The following is a 16,112-nucleotide window of genomic DNA, read 5'->3' on the forward strand; positions in this document are numbered from 1 at the left end:
CGGCCGGTCCCCGCCAGTATGGGCAGCCTGCCCGCACCGCCGGAACCCCTCCGGCAGCGCGGGCGGGCCGCCCGTACTGGAGGGGGGGCGTCAGAAGTTGCCCTCGGCCACCTGGAGCACGGTCAGCCCGAGACCCCGCCAGGCCCTGACCACCTGGCTGCGGTCGTCGAGCACGCAGACGACGTCGTAGGCGTCGCGCACGTGCGCGTCGAACAGCTCGACCTTCACGATCGAGTCCTTGCGGGAGTCGCCGGACGGCCGCATGAACAGGCCCTCGTAGGGCACCGGGACGTGCTCCTTCAGCCACGCCTCCGTCGCCTCGCGGCAGCCGTCGGTGCGCCCGGACAGGAACACGATCCGGTGGCCGGCCGCGTGCATGGCCCGGACGACGGAGATGACCGCCGCGTTCGGACCGTCCTCGTGCACCCGGGTCTCGTCGAACGGGCTGCGGCCGGTCATCAGCGCGACCGTGCCGTCGATGTCGACCATGACCGCCTTCGGCGTCCCCGGCCGCGCCGCGTAGGGGCGGCCCGCGACGACCGCCGTCTCCGCCTCCTCGGGCAGCGGCAGCGGCGACGACTGCCCCGCCAGGAACCGCTGGTGGAGCCCGCGCACGGCCTCCTCGCCGACCGAACGCTCCCGGGCGGCGTCCCGCTCGACGCACACGTCGACGGAGACGTGCGTGAAGTCGTGCACCCGCAACTCCGCGCCCGCGCGCAGGGCGAGCCGGGCGAGGTCCCGGGCGACCCGCTGCGGCAGGTTGGTGTCGTCGCAGACCACGTCGTAGCCCTTGCCGAGCAGGCGCAGGATCGCCGCGTCGCGCACGGCCATCACGCGCTGCTCGGTGACGCCCTTGACGTGCTCGCCGGAGTCGAGCATCGCGCGCAGGTCGTCGCGGTTGACCCGGGCGCGCCCGGCGCGGTCCTCGGCGGTCCAGGCGCGGGCCCAGGTCGTCTTGCCGCTGGCGGGCAGGCCGCGGGTGATGTGCAGGGTGGGCATCAGAGTGCGTCCTCGGTGACGGTGACGGGGCGCAGGTCCCCCTCGGGGCGGAGCGTGGACCAGATCCGGTCGGCCGGGTCCTTGCCGTCGAGCAGCAGGAACAGCCAGGCCCGTCGGGGCGAGCGCGCGGCGAGCGCCGCGTACTCCTTGCGGGTCCAGCCGTCGGGCAGCTCGCCGAGGATCCGGCGGTGCTCGGCGTCGGCCTCGGCCAGGACCGCGTCCCGGCGGGCGGTCAGGTCGTCGGCGACGCCCCGGACCCAGCCGTGGAATTCGTCAGGCAGCGCCTCGCAGATCGCCGCCGTGGTCTCGCCGGCGCCGAGCCGCTCCCAGACGCCCCGGGCGCTCAGACCGAAGATGATCTTGTGCAGGGCCACGTAGTCGTCCTGCTTGATCTTGACCATGGTGTGGTCCTGCCGGGGGAAGCGCAGCACCAGCCCCTCCGCGCCCGGCCGCGGCACCGCCGCGAGCGCCTCGGCGAGCGTCGCGTAGGCGAAGTCCGGCACCCGGGGGCCGGTCCAGGGCAGCTCGGCCGCCGGGACCGGGTCCCCGGTCACCGTGTCGACCCCGCCGAGCAGCACCAGGTCGTCCAGCGGGCCGTAGTCGCAGACGATCCGGTTGCCCGGGAAGATGATCTCGAACAGGTAGGTGACGCCCGGCACGGGCGTGTTCGCCGCCGCGTACCGCTCACGCCAGACGCGGGTCGCGTGCAGCGCCTGCGTGGAGGCGAACGAACCGCGGGTGGCGACCGCGTGGCCGTCCGGCGTCGGGTAGAGGATGCCGAGCGAGCCGTCCATCTTGTCGGTCACCGCGACCGGCGCGTCCGGCGCGAAGGTGCCGGCCGGGTGCTCGCTGAGGTTGAAGAACTTCGCGTACGGCCGGGCGAGCACCCGGTCCCGCTCGTCGACGACCAGGCCTCGGCACCGGCGGGTGACGTCGTTCCACGCGCGCTCGAACTGGGCCTTCTCGGTGTAGTTGAGAATGCGCAGCGGCAGCGAGGGGTGGGTCTGGACGCGGACGTGACCCTCGTCGAGGGCGCGCGCGAGCAGACCGTGGTCGAGCAGGTCACCGAGCTGGGGAAACACTGGCCTCTCCTGACGGGCCGGGGTGGGGACCCGCTGATGATGGCAGCGCGCGACCTGGCATTTCATCTGATTATCGGCGGCGGGCGGCGGGCGGCGGGCGGCGGGCGGCGGGCGGCGGGCGGCGGGCGGCCGGCGGGAGCGCATCGGTCCCGCGCACCGGCCCCCGCCCGCCCCCGGCCGTCCACCCCCCCGGCCGGCGGACCGTCAGCTCGCGCTGCTCAGGACCGTCGACACCAGGGCCTTCGCCTCGTCCTGCACCTTCGCCAGGTGCTCGGGCCCCTGGAAGCTCTCCGCGTACACCTTGTAGACGTCCTCGGTGCCCGACGGCCGCGCGGCGAACCACGCGCTGTCCGTGCAGACCTTCAGGCCGCCGATGGCCGCCCCGTTGCCCGGCGCCTCGGTGAGCACCGCGGTGATCCGCTCCCCGGCGAGGGAGTCGGTAGTGACCTGCTCGGGGGAGAGCTTCGCGAGCACCGCCTTCTCCTCGCGGCTCGCGGGCGCGTCCACCCGGGCGTACGCGGGGGCCCCGAACCGGCCGGTCAGCTCCGCGTAGTGCTGCGACGGGGTGGAGCCCGTCACCGCGGTGATCTCGGAGGCGAGCAGCGCCAGCAGGATGCCGTCCTTGTCGGTGGTCCACACCCGGCCGTCGCGGCGCAGGAACGACGCCCCGGCCGACTCCTCGCCGCCGAAGCCGAGGCTGCCGTCGAACAGGCCGTCCACGAACCACTTGAAGCCCACCGGCACCTCGACCAGCGGCCGCCCGAGGTCCCCGGCGACCCGGTCGATCATCGAGGACGACACCAGCGTCTTCCCGATCCCCGTCCCGGCCGGCCAGCCCTCGCGGTGCGCGAAGAGGTACCGGATCGCCACCGCCAGGTAGTGGTTGGGGTTCATCAGCCCGCCGTCCGGCGTCACGATCCCGTGCCGGTCGGCGTCCGCGTCGTTCCCGGTGGCGATCGCGTACGCGTCGCGCCGCTCGATCAGCGAGGCCATCGCGTGCGGCGACGAGCAGTCCATGCGGATCTTCCCGTCCCAGTCCAGCGTCATGAAGCGCCAGGTCGGGTCGGCGAGCGGGTTGACCACGGTGAGGTCCAGGCGGTGCGTCTCAGCGATCCGCCCCCAGTACGCGACCGACGCCCCGCCGAGCGGGTCCGCGCCGATCCGCAGGCCCGCGTCCCGCACCGCCTCCAGGTTCAGGACCGACGGCAGGTCGTCGACGTACGCCGTCAGGAAGTCGTACCGCCCGGTGGTGTCGGCGGCCAGCGCGCGGGTGTAGGGGATCCGGCGGACCTCCTTCAGGCCGCCCTCGATCAGCGCGTTCGCCCGGTCCTGGATCCAGGAGGTGGCGGAGGAGTCCGCCGGACCGCCGTTCGGCGGGTTGTACTTGAACCCGCCGTCCGCCGGCGGGTTGTGCGAGGGGGTGACGACGATGCCGTCCGCGAGCCCGGAGGTGCGGTCCTGGTTGTACGTCAGGATCGCGTGCGAGACGGCCGGGGTGGGCGTGTAGCCGTCCGCCGAGTCGATCAGCACGCGGACGCCGTTCGCCGCGAGGACCTCGACCGCGGTGACCCGGGCCGGCTCCGACAGGGCGTGGGTGTCGGCGCCGAGGAACAGCGGCCCGTCGGTGCCCTGCATCGCGCGGTAGTCGACGATCGCCTGCGTGGTGGCCGCGATGTGGTCCTCGTTGAACGCGCCGACCAGCGCCGAGCCCCGGTGGCCCGAGGTGCCGAAGGCGACCCGCTGGGCGGGCTCGGACAGGTCCGGGTGGAGCGCGTAGTAGGCCGTCACCAGGCGGGACACGTCCACCAGATCGCCGGGCTGCGCCAGTTGTCCGGCCCGCTCGTGCACCATCGGATTCTCCTCGGTCGTGGCTGGTCCCGGCGGGCGGCCCCGGTACGGGACGCCCGCTGACGTGCTGGTCTCGTGCCCGCCATCCTAGTCAGCCCGGGGCCGGGCCACCCCGCCCACGGTCCGTCAGGAGCGCCGCAGCAGGCCCCGCGCGTACGCCGCCTGCCCGGCGTGCTGGAGGTCGTCGGCGAGGACGCTGACGAGCCGGGCGCCGAGGGTGACCGGCGGGTCCCAGTTCTCGTCGACTACCTCGTCCAGGTCGCCCGCCTCCAGACCGCGCAGATAGCCGAGCGTCCGCTCGTGCACGGCTTCGTAGTAGCCGGTGAGCAGCTCGGGGGAGCCGACCCGGACCTTCGCGACCTGGTCGCTGTCGTGGCCGTAGCCCGTGTCGCCTACGGGCAGGTCGAGGCCGAAGCGGTCGGCCCAGCCCTGCCCGGACCACACCTGCTCGGTGCCGGCCACGTCCGCGACGTGGTCGTCCTGCACGCGGGTGAGGTGCCAGACGAGCCAGCCGACGGAGTTGGCGTCCGGGGCGGGGCGGGTGGCGAGGTCGTCCGCGGAGAGGTCGGCGACGGCGGCGTGCACCGACTCGCGGATGCGGTCGTAGGCGTCGAGTAGCAGTTCGGTGGAGTGCATGCACTTCTGCTTCCATGCGGGCCCGGATCTCACACGCGGCGGCCCGCGAACCGCCGCGTATCGCCGGTATCGATCGTCGGCTTTCGGCGCGGAAGCGACGTTCCAGGCGGCCCCGCAGGGGCACTTCTCTCGGTGCGGCCACCCGGTGAGGTCGTCCGATCACTCTGCGTCCGGGCGCATCCGAGCGAGGGGAACACGGGGCATGACACGCGTGCTCGTCCTGCACAGCGCCGACCTGCTGCGATCGGCTCTGGAGGCCCTGCTGAGGACGCACGGGACGCTGGAGGTACTGCCCGCCCAGGATCACCGGCGCGGGGCCCCGGCGCCCGAGCCGCCCGACGTCTGGGTCCTCGACTGCGAGTGTCCCGACACGGCGGACGCGCTGGAGACCCTCTCACGGGGCGGCGTCGCGGCGGGCAGGGGCGCGGCGCTGATCGTGCTCGCCTCCGAGGACCGGCCCGGGATGCTCCTGCGGGCCTTCCGCGCCGGCGCGCTCGGCTACGTCAACCGCGGGGCCCCCGTCCCGACCCTGATCGAGGCGATCCACCAGGCCGCCCAGGGGCGGCGCTTCGTGGACACCAGCCTGGCCGCCGACTTCCTGCGGGCGAGCGAGATGCCGCTGTCGACGAGGGAGTTGACCGTCCTCTCCCTCGCCGCCGAGGGCGGCACCGCAGCCGACATCGCGCGCCGGCTGTGCCTGTCGACGGGCACGGTGCGCAACTACCTCGCCGCGGCCACCCGCAAGATGGGCGCCCGCAACCGGATGGACGCGATACGCAAGTCCCAGCGGCTCGGCTGGTTATGAGCCTTCGTCGCCCTCCCACACCCCGGCCAGGTCGCGGTAGAGGGGGGACGTCGCCAGCAGTTCGGCGTGGGTGCCGTGCACCGGCCGGACGCCGTCCATGACCAGCACCCGCCCGGCCCGGCGCGCCGAACCGAGCCGGTGGGCCACGACGACGAGCGAGCCGGGCCGCCGGGCGAGCGTGAGCTCCGCCCGCCGTTCCGCCTCGGGGTCGAGATGGCAGGTGGCCTCGTCCAGGATCAGCAGCGGCGCGGGGGAGAGGCAGGCGCGGCCCACGGCGATCAGCTGCCGCTCGGCCGGTGAGAGGGCGGGCGGCGCGAGCTCGGCGTCCAGGCCGCCCAGCCGGTCGACGAGCCGGTGGAGCCCCATCGCCTCCACCACACCGGACACCGCTTCCGGCGACGCCGCCGGGGCCAGGTACGTCAGGTTCTCGCGGAGGGTGCCGCCGAACACGTACGCCTCCTGGGGGACGAGCACCCTGGTCCGGGCCGCCGCGGACGCATCGGTCGCGGTGAGGGGCCGCCCGCCCAGGCGCACCTCGCCGGACCGGGGTGCGAGCAGACCCGCGAGGAGCCCGGCGAAGGTCGACTTGCCGACACCGCTCGGCCCCACGACCGCCAGGTGCTCGCCCTCCGCCAGCCGGAAGTCGCATGCCTCGACCACCGGCCGCGGGCCGTAGCCGAAGGTGACGCCGCGGAGTTCGACGTCGTAGGCGGGCGGGGCGGCGGTCGGTGCGGGCGACGCGGCCGGGGTAGGGGAGGGGGCCGCGTGCGGCAACGCGAACGGGCGCGCCTTGCCGTGCCCCCGCTCGTCCGGACCCGTCGCGTCCCGCCCCCGCTCGTCCGGACGCGTCGCGTCCGGGCCCGTCTCGTCCGGGCCCATGAGCCGGTCGAGGACCACCACCAGCCGGGTGCCCGCGCTGCCCAGCGCCGCCAGGAGCGCGCTCACGGCCGGCAGCATCGCCTGCGTGAGGTAGGTGAGCGCACCCACCAGCGCCCCCGCCGTGAGGCCCTGCCGCAGCAGCCACGGCGCGCCCAGCAGCACCGAGAGCACCGGCAGGTGCGCCGCCACGCCCAGCGCCGCCGTCCGTACCGCCGCCCAGCGCGCGAGCGCCGTCCCGGCGTCCGCCTGCGCGGTGATGAGCGCGCCCGCGCCGCGCTCGGCGCGGTCGACCGCCCCGCAGGCCACGAGGTCGCGCAGCCCCTCGGCCAGCCGCCCCGCCTCCGCGGCGAGCGCCTCGTCGGCGTCCAGGCAGCGTCGCTGGCACGCCGCCATCGGCCGCAGGGTGGCCAGGAACAGCAGCAGGCCGGTGACCAGGGGCAGCAGCACGAACGGCAGGAGTTCCGGAGCCAGCGCGCCCAGCCCCGCCAGCGCGCCCACGGCGGTGGCGGCGAACGAGCGCAGGGTCAGCACGAGGCCCGCGAAGCCGTCCCGGGCGATCTCCGTCTGCCCGGTCAGCCGCGAGACCGCGGCCGTGTCACCGGCCCGGGCCGGGTCGGCGAGCGCGGCGGTCAGCGCACGGCGCACGGTCCGGCGCACCAGCCCGTCCCGCAGCGGTTCCACCAGGTCGGCCAGCGCGGCGAACACCCCGCGTACGACGAGCCTCCCGAGCAGGGTCGCGGCGGCGGCCGCGGCCAGCCACAGCAACCCGGTGCCGGGGCTGCCGGCGAGGAAGCCGTCGTCGAGCGCGCGCGCGACGGCGTACCCGCCGAGGAACGTCTGCGCCGCCTCGAGCGCGGACCACAGGGCCAGCGCGCCGACGGCCCGCCGCCGGGCCCGCAGGAAGCGGCGGCCGTGCCGGGCGAGCCGCCGCACGGCCCCCCGCTCGCCCGGCGGCCCCGCCGCGGATCCGGCGGACGACGGGAGGGACCGCTCGGGCGCGGTGTCGGGGGCGGCCTGCTCCGGCTGCCTCATCCGACCGCCCCCGGATCCCGGCGGCCGTGCGCTCCCGCGTCGCGCGGGACGGCGAAGACGGCCCGGTAGTCGGGGTCCTCCCACAGCCGCCGGTGGTCCCCCCGGCCGCGTACCCGCCCCTCCTCCAGCCAGACGACCGCGTCCGCGCGGGCCGCCGAGGACGGGCGGTGGGCGACGATCAGCCGGGTGCCCGGAGCGACGTCGGCGACCAGCGCCCGGTCCACCTCGCGCTCGGTGACGGTGTCCAGGCTGGACGTCGCGTCGTCGAGGACCATCAGACGCCCGCCGTGCGCGAACGCCCGTGCGAGCCCCAGGCGTTGGCGCTCCCCGCCGGACAGCGGCGCCTCGGCGGTCGGGGTGTCGTAGCCCTGCGGGAGCAGCGTGGCGAAGCGGTCGGCGCCGGCCGCCCGGGCGGCCGCGGTGAGCGCCGCCCGGTCGGGTCGCCGCGGGCCCGGGGCGATGACGTCGGCGATCGTGGAGCCGACGAGCGCGGGGCGTTCGAACGCGAACGAGACGGCTTCGCGCAGCTCCGCGCGGCCGATCTCCGTCAGCGGCACACCGTCGAGGAGGACCACCCCCCGGTCGGGATCGCGCAGCCGCCCCGCCACCGCGGCGAGCAGCGACTTGCCCGCCCCGGACGCCCCCACGACGGCCGTCGTGGTGCCGCCCGGCAGCGTCAGGTCGATGCCGTCGAGCACGGTCCGTCCGTCGTGCACGACGCCCACCCCCCGCAGCTCCAGCGTGCCCGTCCCGTCCGGCGGCAGCGACCGCGTGCCGTGGGCGAGGCCGGGCAGGGCCGCCACGGCGGCGACCCGTGCCGCGGCCGTCCGGCCGCGCACGAGCGTGTTGAGCGCGCCGGTCACCAGGCCGACGCCCGCGGCGAGCGTGGCGTACCGCGCCAGCGCGAGGAGTTCGCCGACGCCGACCCGCCCGGCGGCCAGTCCGAGGCCGCCCACCGCGAGCACCAGCGTGGTCAGCAGCGGCAGCAGGACGCTCCCGCCGGCCGCCGCCCGCCCGTACACCCGCCAGTTGGCGCGCCCGTGCGCGCCGAGCTCCGGCAGCGGGGCGAGGACCCGCCGGTACTCCCGCTCGCCGGAGTGCGCCGCCGCGATCGTGCGGGCCCCGCCCAGCGCCTCGGCGAGCCGCCCCGCGATCCGGGCCTGCACCCGCTGGTACGCGGAGCCGCTCGCGGCCGCGCCTCGGACGAAGGCGCGCAGCAGGAGCAGCAGCAGCGGCACCCCGGCGAGGAAGGCGAGCCCCGCCCACGGGTCGATCACGAAGAGGGCCGCCAGGCCCCCCACGGGCGGGACCAGCGCGGCGAGCGCGGTGGCGGCCGTGACCGGTGCGACCCCCGCCTCCGCCGCGTTCGCCGTGAGCCGGGTGGCGAGGTCGCCCGCCGGGAAGGCGGCTGCGCGGTGCGGCGCGGTGCGCAGCACCCCCCGCACGGCCCGCCGCCGCAGCCAGGCCGACGCCCGCGCGGTGCCCGTCCCGCCCACCCGGGCCGCACAGGCATCCAGGGCGACCTCGGCGACGACGAGTGCCGCGCACAGCGCGGTCCAGCGCCCCGCGGCCGGGTCCGCGGCGAGCACCGCGTCGACGGCGCCGGCCAGGACCGCGGGCGTCGCGAGGGCGGCCCCGGCGGCCGCCGTGGAGCACAGGAGCACGATCCCGGCCCGCCCGGCGACGTGCCGGCCGGCCCCGCGCAGCAGCCGGCCGGGGGCGACCGGCTCGGTGGTGGTCCCCACATGGGCCTCCTGGACGGGAACGGGTGCGGACGCGACTGGTCCCGAGCGGAGGCGTCCGCCCGGGACCAGGTGCTGCGGCTCAGCCGCGAAGTGACGTCCGCGCTCCGGGATCAGGCGCGCGGAACGGTGCCACGGGACCCGTTACGGGGTGCAGAGGGTGACGCTCAGCGAGCTGAACTCGCAGATGAGCAGCGACACCTGGCTGCCGGTGGCGAGGTCGCCGACGGCTTCCTCGGCGGGGGTCTCCATCGCCTGCAGGTCCATGAGAGCCATGTTCGTTCGTTCCCTTCTCGGAGCGGATCACAGGGGTGCCCTGTGCGGGGATGATCACGTGCGGTCGAGCCTCATGAGGTGACTGGTGCGGTCGTGCTGGTTCTCGGTCCCTGGCTTGGGACCGGCTCTGGGGGCCGCTTCGGCGGCGGGAGGAACGGCAGATGGCGGGGGACGCCGTCGGTGGCCGTGTCCGGGGGTGCGGTCGTGGGCGCGGTCGGCGCCGCGGTCGGGTCCGTGCGCTCGGCGAGGCCGCCGAGCGCGAGCAGGCAGCCGGCGGTCCCGGTCGACAGGTCCATGGAGAGCCGGGACAACTGCTCGCCCGGAAAGGCGAGTTCGCCGCGCCACGGAACCGCGTGCCAGCCCAGCAGGGCCACCTGCCGCCGCAGCGCGTCCCGGCGGACCCGCTCGTCGCGGAGCGCGGTGGTCCTGGCGAGGTGCAGGACGAGACCGGCGACGCCGCGGAAGAGGCCGGGCTGGATGTAGAAGGACGACAGGGCGGCCCCGAGGATCGCCGAGCGCGCCTCCTCGAACGCGTCGTCCGCGCGGTGGGCCAGGTAGTCGTCGAGCACCGCGCCGATGCCGGTGCTGCCGCCGCCGAGGTACGGCATCGTCCGCCGGCCCTCGTCGACGAGGAGGGCGCCGCGCGGATCGGTGACGCACCGGGCCAGGTCGCGCCGGAGCGCCACCGCGGCGACGTCGAGCAGACCGGGGTCGCCGAGGCGCTCGTACAGCCGGACGAAGAGCAGGGCCGTGCCCGAGGCGCCGTGCAGCAGCCCCGCCCGCTCCCGCCGGCCGGCCGCCGCGGCCAGGGGGCGGGCCGCCAGTTCCGCACAGCGCAGGGCCGTCCGGTGGAGCGAGGTGTCGCCGGTGGAGGCCGCCAGGTCGTCCAGGGCGAGGCCGACGCCGGCGAGGCCGGAGTGCAGGCCCGTCCCCAGGCCCTCCAGCGGCTGTTCGGCGACGAGGTGCGCGAGCCGCAGGGCGTCGTCCCGGTGGCCGAGCCGGTCGAGGGTCCAGGCGATGCCGGCCAGCCCGTCGTAGAAACCCGACGGGGTGCCGGAGGCCGGGGCGGCGCTGCGGGTGAGCAGCCATTCCTCGGCGTCCTGGCGGCGGCTGCCCGCGCCGGCCAGCGCGTAGAGCACCCCGGCGGCGCCGTAGCCGAAGGACTGCCCGCCGCAGGGGGAGGCGAACTGGGCGATGTCGCCGGGGAAGAAGCGGTCGTCGCGGTCCGGCGTCGCGGACGCGTGCAGCGCCCGCACCATCGAGTCGCGCGCGGCCGGCCAGTCGCCGGGCCGGGTGGGCAGGTAGCCCCCGTCGCGCCCCGCCGCCTCACCGGGGGCCGCACCGGACGCCGCACGGGCCGTCACCCGCCGCGGCGCCGGGACCGGGGACCCGACCGTGCTCGCCTCCCCCGCCGGCCCGGCCCCCCGGCCGATCTCCGCCACCGCCGCGTCGAACAGGGCGCGGTCCACCGGGTAGCGCTCGGCGGCGAGGTCCGCCAGGTGCCGGGCCTTCTCACGGTCGAGCGGGAGCAGCGTGGTCAGCGGCACGAACAGGGCGAGGCGCAGGCAGGCGAGCGCGTACCGGTCGATGGCGGTGCCGCGCCGGTCCGCGGGGGCGACGAAGGCCGGGTTGGCCACCACCTGTCGGCTCTCGGAGGCCGCCGTCGTCGCCGCCTCGAAGTCGAGCAGGGTGACGGACTCCCCGTCGGGCGCCACCATCACGTTGCTCATGTGGAGGTCGCTGAAGACCATCCCCCGGGCGTGCACCTGCGCGACGGCCCGGGCGACGAGGTCGTGCGTCCGCAGCGCCCACGCGGCGTGCTCGGCGAGCAGGGCCGCGTCCGGCTCGTGCGCGGAGAGCGGGAACCGGCGGGCGAAGACGGTGTTGAGGGTGGTTCCCTCGATGTGCTCCATCACCAGGAACCGGTGGTCGCCGACGGTGAAGGAGTCGCGGAATCGCGGCACGCAGGCCAGACCCGAGAGCCGCTCCAGGGCGTGCTGCTCGCGGGCGAGCCTGGCCACCGCGTCGGCGCCGTCGGCCGCGAGACCGGCGTACGGCCGGGCCTCCTTGAGCACCACCCGCTCCCCGGTGCGCTTGTCCCGGCCCTCGTAGACGCCGCCGCCGTTGGAGAAGTGCAGCGCCCGCTCCACCGTGTACGGCAGGTCCTCCGTGCTCTGCCCGGCCCGGGCGGCCAGGTGCGGGGCGAGGAACGCCGGGGGCTCGACCCAGTCCGGGACCCGGAAGCTCGGCCCCCGCAGGTCCGGCACCAGCGTGCCCTCGGCGCTCTCCACCGCCGGCACGAGCGCGCCGTCGGCCGCGTGGCAGAAGCGCTGCGCGAACGCGCCGTAGCGCACGTACACGGGTCCGTCGCCCCAGCGCAGGTCGCTCAGGACGTACGGGCCGTGCTCCCCGGCGAGCAGCCGGTCGAGGTCGGCGGCCACGGTCCCGCACGCGGCGTCGTCCGCGGGGTACACCGTCACGAACTTGCCGCTGCCCGCCCGGTCGGCGTACTTCGTGTTCCGGGTCAGGAGCAGGTACGGGCTGGGGACGAACTTGAACGGGACGCCGTGCCCGAGGCAGTAGTCGGCGACCCGTTCGAGTACCGCGGCCGCGTTGTCCGTCGCCGCCGAGACGTGGATCTTCCAGCCCTGCGCGGGAAGTCGCGCGCCCCTCGGGGTGCAGGCCACCCAGTCGCCGCGGCGCACCCGCTCCCAGCCCTCGGGGGCGGGCCGCCGGGCCGCCGCGAAGAGGGCGCCGCGGGCGCCGTCCGCCGAGGGGACGCGGCGGGGCGCGTCGTAGAAGTACGGGTCCGCGTCGCAGTACAGGGCGTACTCGGGGTTCATCGGCCCCTCCCCTCCCGGTCGGCGTGTCCGTCCGGGAGGGGGCCGTCGTCGGCGCGCCCTCCCGATCCGTCCCGCAGACGCTCCCACGCGGCGGGAGGGCGCCGACAGTCCGAAACGTCACGTCTCGGGCATGCGGCCCGTCACGTCGTCGGCATGCGGAACGCACACCACCGCCGGGCAGGGGGAGGCGGTGGAGGGCTACTCGAAGTTCTTCGCGTCGCCCGCCCCGTAGCGGATGATCTCGGCCTCCCCGTCGGAGAAGTCGATGACGGTGGTGGGCTCGGTGCCGCAGTCGCCCGAGTCGACGACCGCGTCCACCTGGTGGTCGAGCCGCTCCTTGATCTCCCAGCCCTGGGTCATCGGCTCCTCCTCGTCGGGCAGGAGCAGGGTGCTGGAGAGCAGCGGCTCGCCCAGCTCGGCCAGGAGCGCCTGCGTCACGGTGTGGTCCGGGATGCGCACCCCGACGGTCTTCTTCTTCGGGTGCAGGAGCTGGCGGGGCACCTCCTTGGTGGCCGGCAGGATGAACGTGTAGCTGCCCGGGGTCGCCGCCTTGATCGCGCGGAAGACGTCGTTGTCGATGTGGACGAACTGGCCCAGCTGGGCGAAGTTCTGGCACACGAGCGTGAAGTGGTGCCCGTCGTCGAGCCGCCGGATCGTGCGGATGCGCGCGAGGCCGTCCCGGCTGCCGAGCTGGCACCCCAGGGCGTAGCAGGAGTCGGTCGGATAGGCGACGAGCCCGCCCGACCGGATCGTCTCGGCCACGGAGCTGATGGTCCGCCGCTGGGGGTTGTCAGGGTGCACGTCGTAGTACTTGGCCATCCGGCGAGTCTAGGGTCACCGCACACCCCGCCGTCCGGTTTCGGGTCGGTTGCCCCGTTCGGGTGTCAGGGGGTGTATACGGGGGCAGTCATTCCGCATCGCCCCGGATGCGGCCCACGGTGATCCGGGGGACATTGGGTCCGAGACGACTCCCGACCCCCGGTCGGCCCCGGAACGGAGAGCCCTGCATGAAACTCAAGGACGAATTCCCCGTCGACCACAAGCTGGCCACGGTGTACCGCTACGGCTCCGGCTTCTGCGGCATCGTCCTGCTGGTGTTCGCCGGCCTCGGCTTCGCCGACGGTCTGACGTCGTTCGACACCGACGCCGAGGTGGCGGGGATGTCCAGCAACCTGGCGCTCAGCATCATCTCCGTGGTCTTCGGCGTCGCGCTGATCGTGGGAGCCTTCGTCGGCGGCAACTTCGCCTCGACGCTGAACATGGCGGTCGGGACGCTGTTCCTGCTCAGCGGCTTCTACCACATCTTCGCGATCGGCCGGGGACCCAACCCGTTCGACTTCGGCGTCACCAACGTCTACTTCAGCTTCCTGATGGGCCTGGTGATCCTCACCTTCGGTATGTACGGCCGGGTCAGCAGCAAGCTGTCCCACGACAACCCGTACTGGGTCCGCCGCCACCCGCGCGAGGCGGCCCGGGAGCGTCTGGCTTCCCGGCGTGCCGCCCTCGAGGGCGGCTCCCGCGGCTCCACGGCCCTGCCGAAGGGCTCAGGGCCCCGCCACCGCCCCGCCTGACCCCGCCCGTCCGACCACGACACCGGTGCCGGTGCTCCCCAAGAGCACCGGCACCGGTGCGTGCGGGCCTCAGCCCGTCAGCTCGTCGAGCTGCTCGTCGCGCTCCGCCGCCGCCACCGGGCGGGTGCGCGGCGCGCGGGACATCACCAGCAGGCTGCGGGCCTCCACCACGACGTCGGTGCCGGCCTTGCGCTCGGACTCGTCCGGCTCGCCGAGGGGATCGGCGGTGTCGATGCGGACGGTCCAGCGCTCGCCGAACGCCGCGTCCGGGAGCCGGAAGGTGACCGGCTCCCAGTAGCTGTTCAGGAGCACCAGGAACGAGTCGTCGACGACCGTCCCGCCGTGCCGGTCGGGCTCGGTGATGGCGTCCCCGTTGAGGAAGACGCCGACGGTGTGGACGTCGCCGCGCCGCCAGTCGCCCTCGGTCATCTCGGCGGCGTCCGGCCGCAGCCACACCAGGTCGGGCACCGGCTGGTCCGCGTGGGTGACGGTGTCGCCGCGGAAGAAGCGGCGGCGGCGCAGCACCGGGTGCGCGGAGCGCAGGGCGATGGCCCGCCGGGTGAACGCGAGCAGGGCGCGCTGGTCCTCGTCGAGGTCCCAGTCCATCCATGCGGTCGCGTTGTCCTGGCAGTAGACGTTGTTGTTGCCGCCCTGCGTGCGGCCCAGCTCGTCGCCGTGGGCGAGCATCGGGATGCCCTGGGACAGCATCAGCGTGGTGAGGAAGTTGCGCTGCTGGCGGCCGCGCAGCTCCAGGACGCCCTCGTCGCGCGTCGGGCCCTCCGCCCCGCAGTTCCAGGACCGGTTGTGGCTCTCGCCGTCCTTGCCGTCCTCGCCGTTGGCGTCGTTGTGCTTGTCGTTGTACGAGACGAGGTCGCGGAGCGTGAACCCGTCGTGGGCGGTGACGAAGTTGATGCTGGCCCGCGGGCGCCGCCGCTCGTGCTGGTAGAGGTCGGAGGACCCGGTCAGCCGGGACGCGAACTCCGCGAGGGTGCCCTCGCCGGCCCGCCAGAAGTCCCGCACGCAGTCGCGGTACTTGCCGTTCCACTCCGACCACAGCGGCGGGAAGTTGCCGACCTGGTAGCCGCCGTCGCCGATGTCCCACGGCTCCGCGATCAGCTTGACCCGGCCGACGACCGGGTCCTGCTGGATCAGGTCGAAGAACGCCGAGAGCCGGTCCACCTCGTGGAACTGCCGGGCGAGGGTGGCCGCGAGGTCGAAGCGGAAGCCGTCGACGTGCATCTCGGTGACCCAGTACCGCAGCGAGTCCATGATCAGCTGGAGCACGTTCGGGTGCCGCATCAGCAGGCTGTTCCCGGTGCCGGTGGTGTCGTAGTAGTACCGCGGGTCGTCCTCGTTGAGCCGGTAGTACGAGGCGTTGTCGATGCCGCGGAACGACAGCGTGGGGCCGTTCTCGTTGCCCTCGGCGGTGTGGTTGTAGACCACGTCGAGGATCACTTCGAGGCCGGCCGCGTGGAGCGCCTTGACCATGGCCTTGAACTCGGTGACCTGCTCGCCGCGGGTGCCGCCGGCGGCGTAGGCGTTGTGCGGGGCGAAGAAGCCGATGCTGTTGTAGCCCCAGTAGTTCGACAGGCCCCGGTCGCGCAGGAAGCCGTCCTGCACGAACTGGTGCACCGGCATCAGCTCGACGGCGGTCACGCCGAGCGAGGTCAGGTGCTCGACCACCGCGGGGTGGGCCATCCCGGCGTACGTGCCGCGCAGTTCCTCGGGCACGTCCGGGTGGGTGCGGGTCAGCCCCCGCACGTGCGCCTCGTAGACGACGGTGTCCGCGTAGGGGTGGCGCGGCGGCCGGTCGTCGCCCCAGTCGAAGGCGGGGTCGACGACGACGGCGAGCATGGTGTGCCCGGAGCTGTCGGCCGGGTCGGGGCCGTCGCCGGCCCGCTCGAACAGCGAGGCGTCGTTGTCGATCTGGCCGTCGACGGCCAGGGCGTACGGGTCGAGCAGCAGCTTCGCCGGGTTGCAGCGGTGGCCGGCGGCGGGGTCCCAGGGGCCGTGCACCCGGTAGCCGTAGCGCCGGCCGGGGCCGACGCCCGGCAGGTAGCAGTGCCAGACGAAGCCGTCGACCTCGGTGAGGGCGACGGTCTCCTCGCCGCCGTCGTCGTCGAGCAGCACGAGTTCGACGCGGTCGGCGACCTCGGTGAACAGCGCGAAGTTGGTGCCCTTGCCGTCGAAGGTGGCACCGAGGGGGAAGGGGCGTCCGGTCCATTTGTCCATTCGGTCACCGTACGGACGGCCCGGGGCCCAGGTGGTCAACGTGCCCACTGCGGCGCGCGTGTCGCGTGGGGTCCGCCCGGGGTCGCCGCTCCCGGTCCGTCCGCACGTGCCCGCGCGGGCCCGCACGGACGACGACCGGGCCGCGGCTGCCGAAGCAGTCCGCGGCC

General features: G+C 75.1%; 12 protein-coding genes. 2 read left to right on the top strand and 10 right to left on the bottom strand.

Annotated elements, in window-relative coordinates:
* Positions 1-90: 90 nt before the first annotated feature.
* From ACFWEG_RS05450 to ACFWEG_RS05465, 4 genes are all read right to left on the bottom strand, one after another.
* Positions 91-999 carry an AAA family ATPase gene (locus ACFWEG_RS05450; protein ID WP_387209469.1) on the bottom strand — a complete coding sequence of 303 codons (909 nt, stop codon included), beginning with the start codon at positions 997-999 and terminating at the stop codon, positions 91-93.
* Positions 999-2,081: an RNA ligase gene (locus ACFWEG_RS05455; protein WP_387209471.1), complete on the bottom strand. Its 1,083-nt coding sequence runs from the start codon at positions 2,079-2,081 to the stop codon at positions 999-1,001. The genes ACFWEG_RS05450 and ACFWEG_RS05455 overlap by 1 nt, the downstream gene beginning before the upstream one ends.
* Before the next feature lie 204 nt (positions 2,082-2,285).
* Positions 2,286-3,932 (bottom strand): phosphoglucomutase (alpha-D-glucose-1,6-bisphosphate-dependent), encoded by a 1,647-nt coding sequence (gene pgm / locus ACFWEG_RS05460; protein ID WP_387209473.1) that lies wholly within the window; start codon positions 3,930-3,932, stop codon positions 2,286-2,288.
* Positions 3,933-4,055: 123 nt separating this feature from the next.
* Positions 4,056-4,565, bottom strand: coding sequence for a DUF664 domain-containing protein (locus ACFWEG_RS05465; RefSeq protein ID WP_387209475.1), 510 nt, complete (start codon positions 4,563-4,565; stop codon positions 4,056-4,058).
* Positions 4,566-4,767: 202 nt separating this feature from the next.
* On the opposite strand from ACFWEG_RS05465, the gene ACFWEG_RS05470 reads away from it, so the two are divergent.
* A complete protein-coding gene (locus tag ACFWEG_RS05470) occupies positions 4,768-5,370 on the top strand; it encodes a LuxR C-terminal-related transcriptional regulator (RefSeq protein ID WP_387209477.1) in 603 nt (200 codons plus the stop codon).
* On the opposite strand, the gene ACFWEG_RS05475 is transcribed toward ACFWEG_RS05470, so the two are convergent.
* The 5 genes from ACFWEG_RS05475 to ACFWEG_RS05495 form a co-directional block, all read right to left on the bottom strand.
* A complete protein-coding gene (locus ACFWEG_RS05475) occupies positions 5,365-7,281 on the bottom strand; it encodes an ATP-binding cassette domain-containing protein (RefSeq protein WP_387209479.1) in 1,917 nt (638 codons plus the stop codon). The genes ACFWEG_RS05470 and ACFWEG_RS05475 overlap by 6 nt on opposite strands.
* The gene (locus tag ACFWEG_RS05480; protein WP_387209481.1) at positions 7,278-9,026 is read right to left on the bottom strand and encodes an ATP-binding cassette domain-containing protein; all 1,749 of its coding nucleotides are present in this window, start codon (positions 9,024-9,026) and stop codon (positions 7,278-7,280) included. Before ACFWEG_RS05480 ends, ACFWEG_RS05475 begins: the two co-directional genes overlap by 4 nt.
* 141 nt (positions 9,027-9,167) lie before the next feature.
* Positions 9,168-9,299, bottom strand: a complete 132-nt coding sequence (locus ACFWEG_RS05485) for a SapB/AmfS family lanthipeptide (protein ID WP_387209484.1) — start codon at positions 9,297-9,299, stop codon at positions 9,168-9,170.
* A 71-nt stretch (positions 9,300-9,370) separates the two neighbouring features.
* Positions 9,371-12,142: a class III lanthionine synthetase LanKC gene (lanKC, locus tag ACFWEG_RS05490; protein ID WP_387209486.1), complete on the bottom strand. Its 2,772-nt coding sequence runs from the start codon at positions 12,140-12,142 to the stop codon at positions 9,371-9,373.
* 198 nt (positions 12,143-12,340) lie between these two features.
* Positions 12,341-12,961, bottom strand: coding sequence for an L-threonylcarbamoyladenylate synthase (locus ACFWEG_RS05495; RefSeq protein ID WP_387209488.1), 621 nt, complete (start codon positions 12,959-12,961; stop codon positions 12,341-12,343).
* 188 nt (positions 12,962-13,149) lie between these two features.
* Between ACFWEG_RS05495 and ACFWEG_RS05500 the strand changes: the two genes are divergently transcribed.
* The gene (locus tag ACFWEG_RS05500; protein ID WP_387209490.1) at positions 13,150-13,713 is read left to right on the top strand and encodes a DUF4383 domain-containing protein; all 564 of its coding nucleotides are present in this window, start codon (positions 13,150-13,152) and stop codon (positions 13,711-13,713) included.
* Positions 13,714-13,782: 69 nt separating this feature from the next.
* On the opposite strand, the gene glgX is transcribed toward ACFWEG_RS05500, so the two are convergent.
* Positions 13,783-15,945, bottom strand: a complete 2,163-nt coding sequence (gene glgX, locus ACFWEG_RS05505; protein ID WP_387209492.1) for a glycogen debranching protein GlgX — start codon at positions 15,943-15,945, stop codon at positions 13,783-13,785.
* Positions 15,946-16,112 lie beyond the last annotated feature (167 nt).

It is taken from the genome of Streptomyces sp. NPDC060194, from assembly GCF_042728285.1.
Lineage (GTDB): Bacteria > Actinomycetota > Actinomycetes > Streptomycetales > Streptomycetaceae > Streptomyces.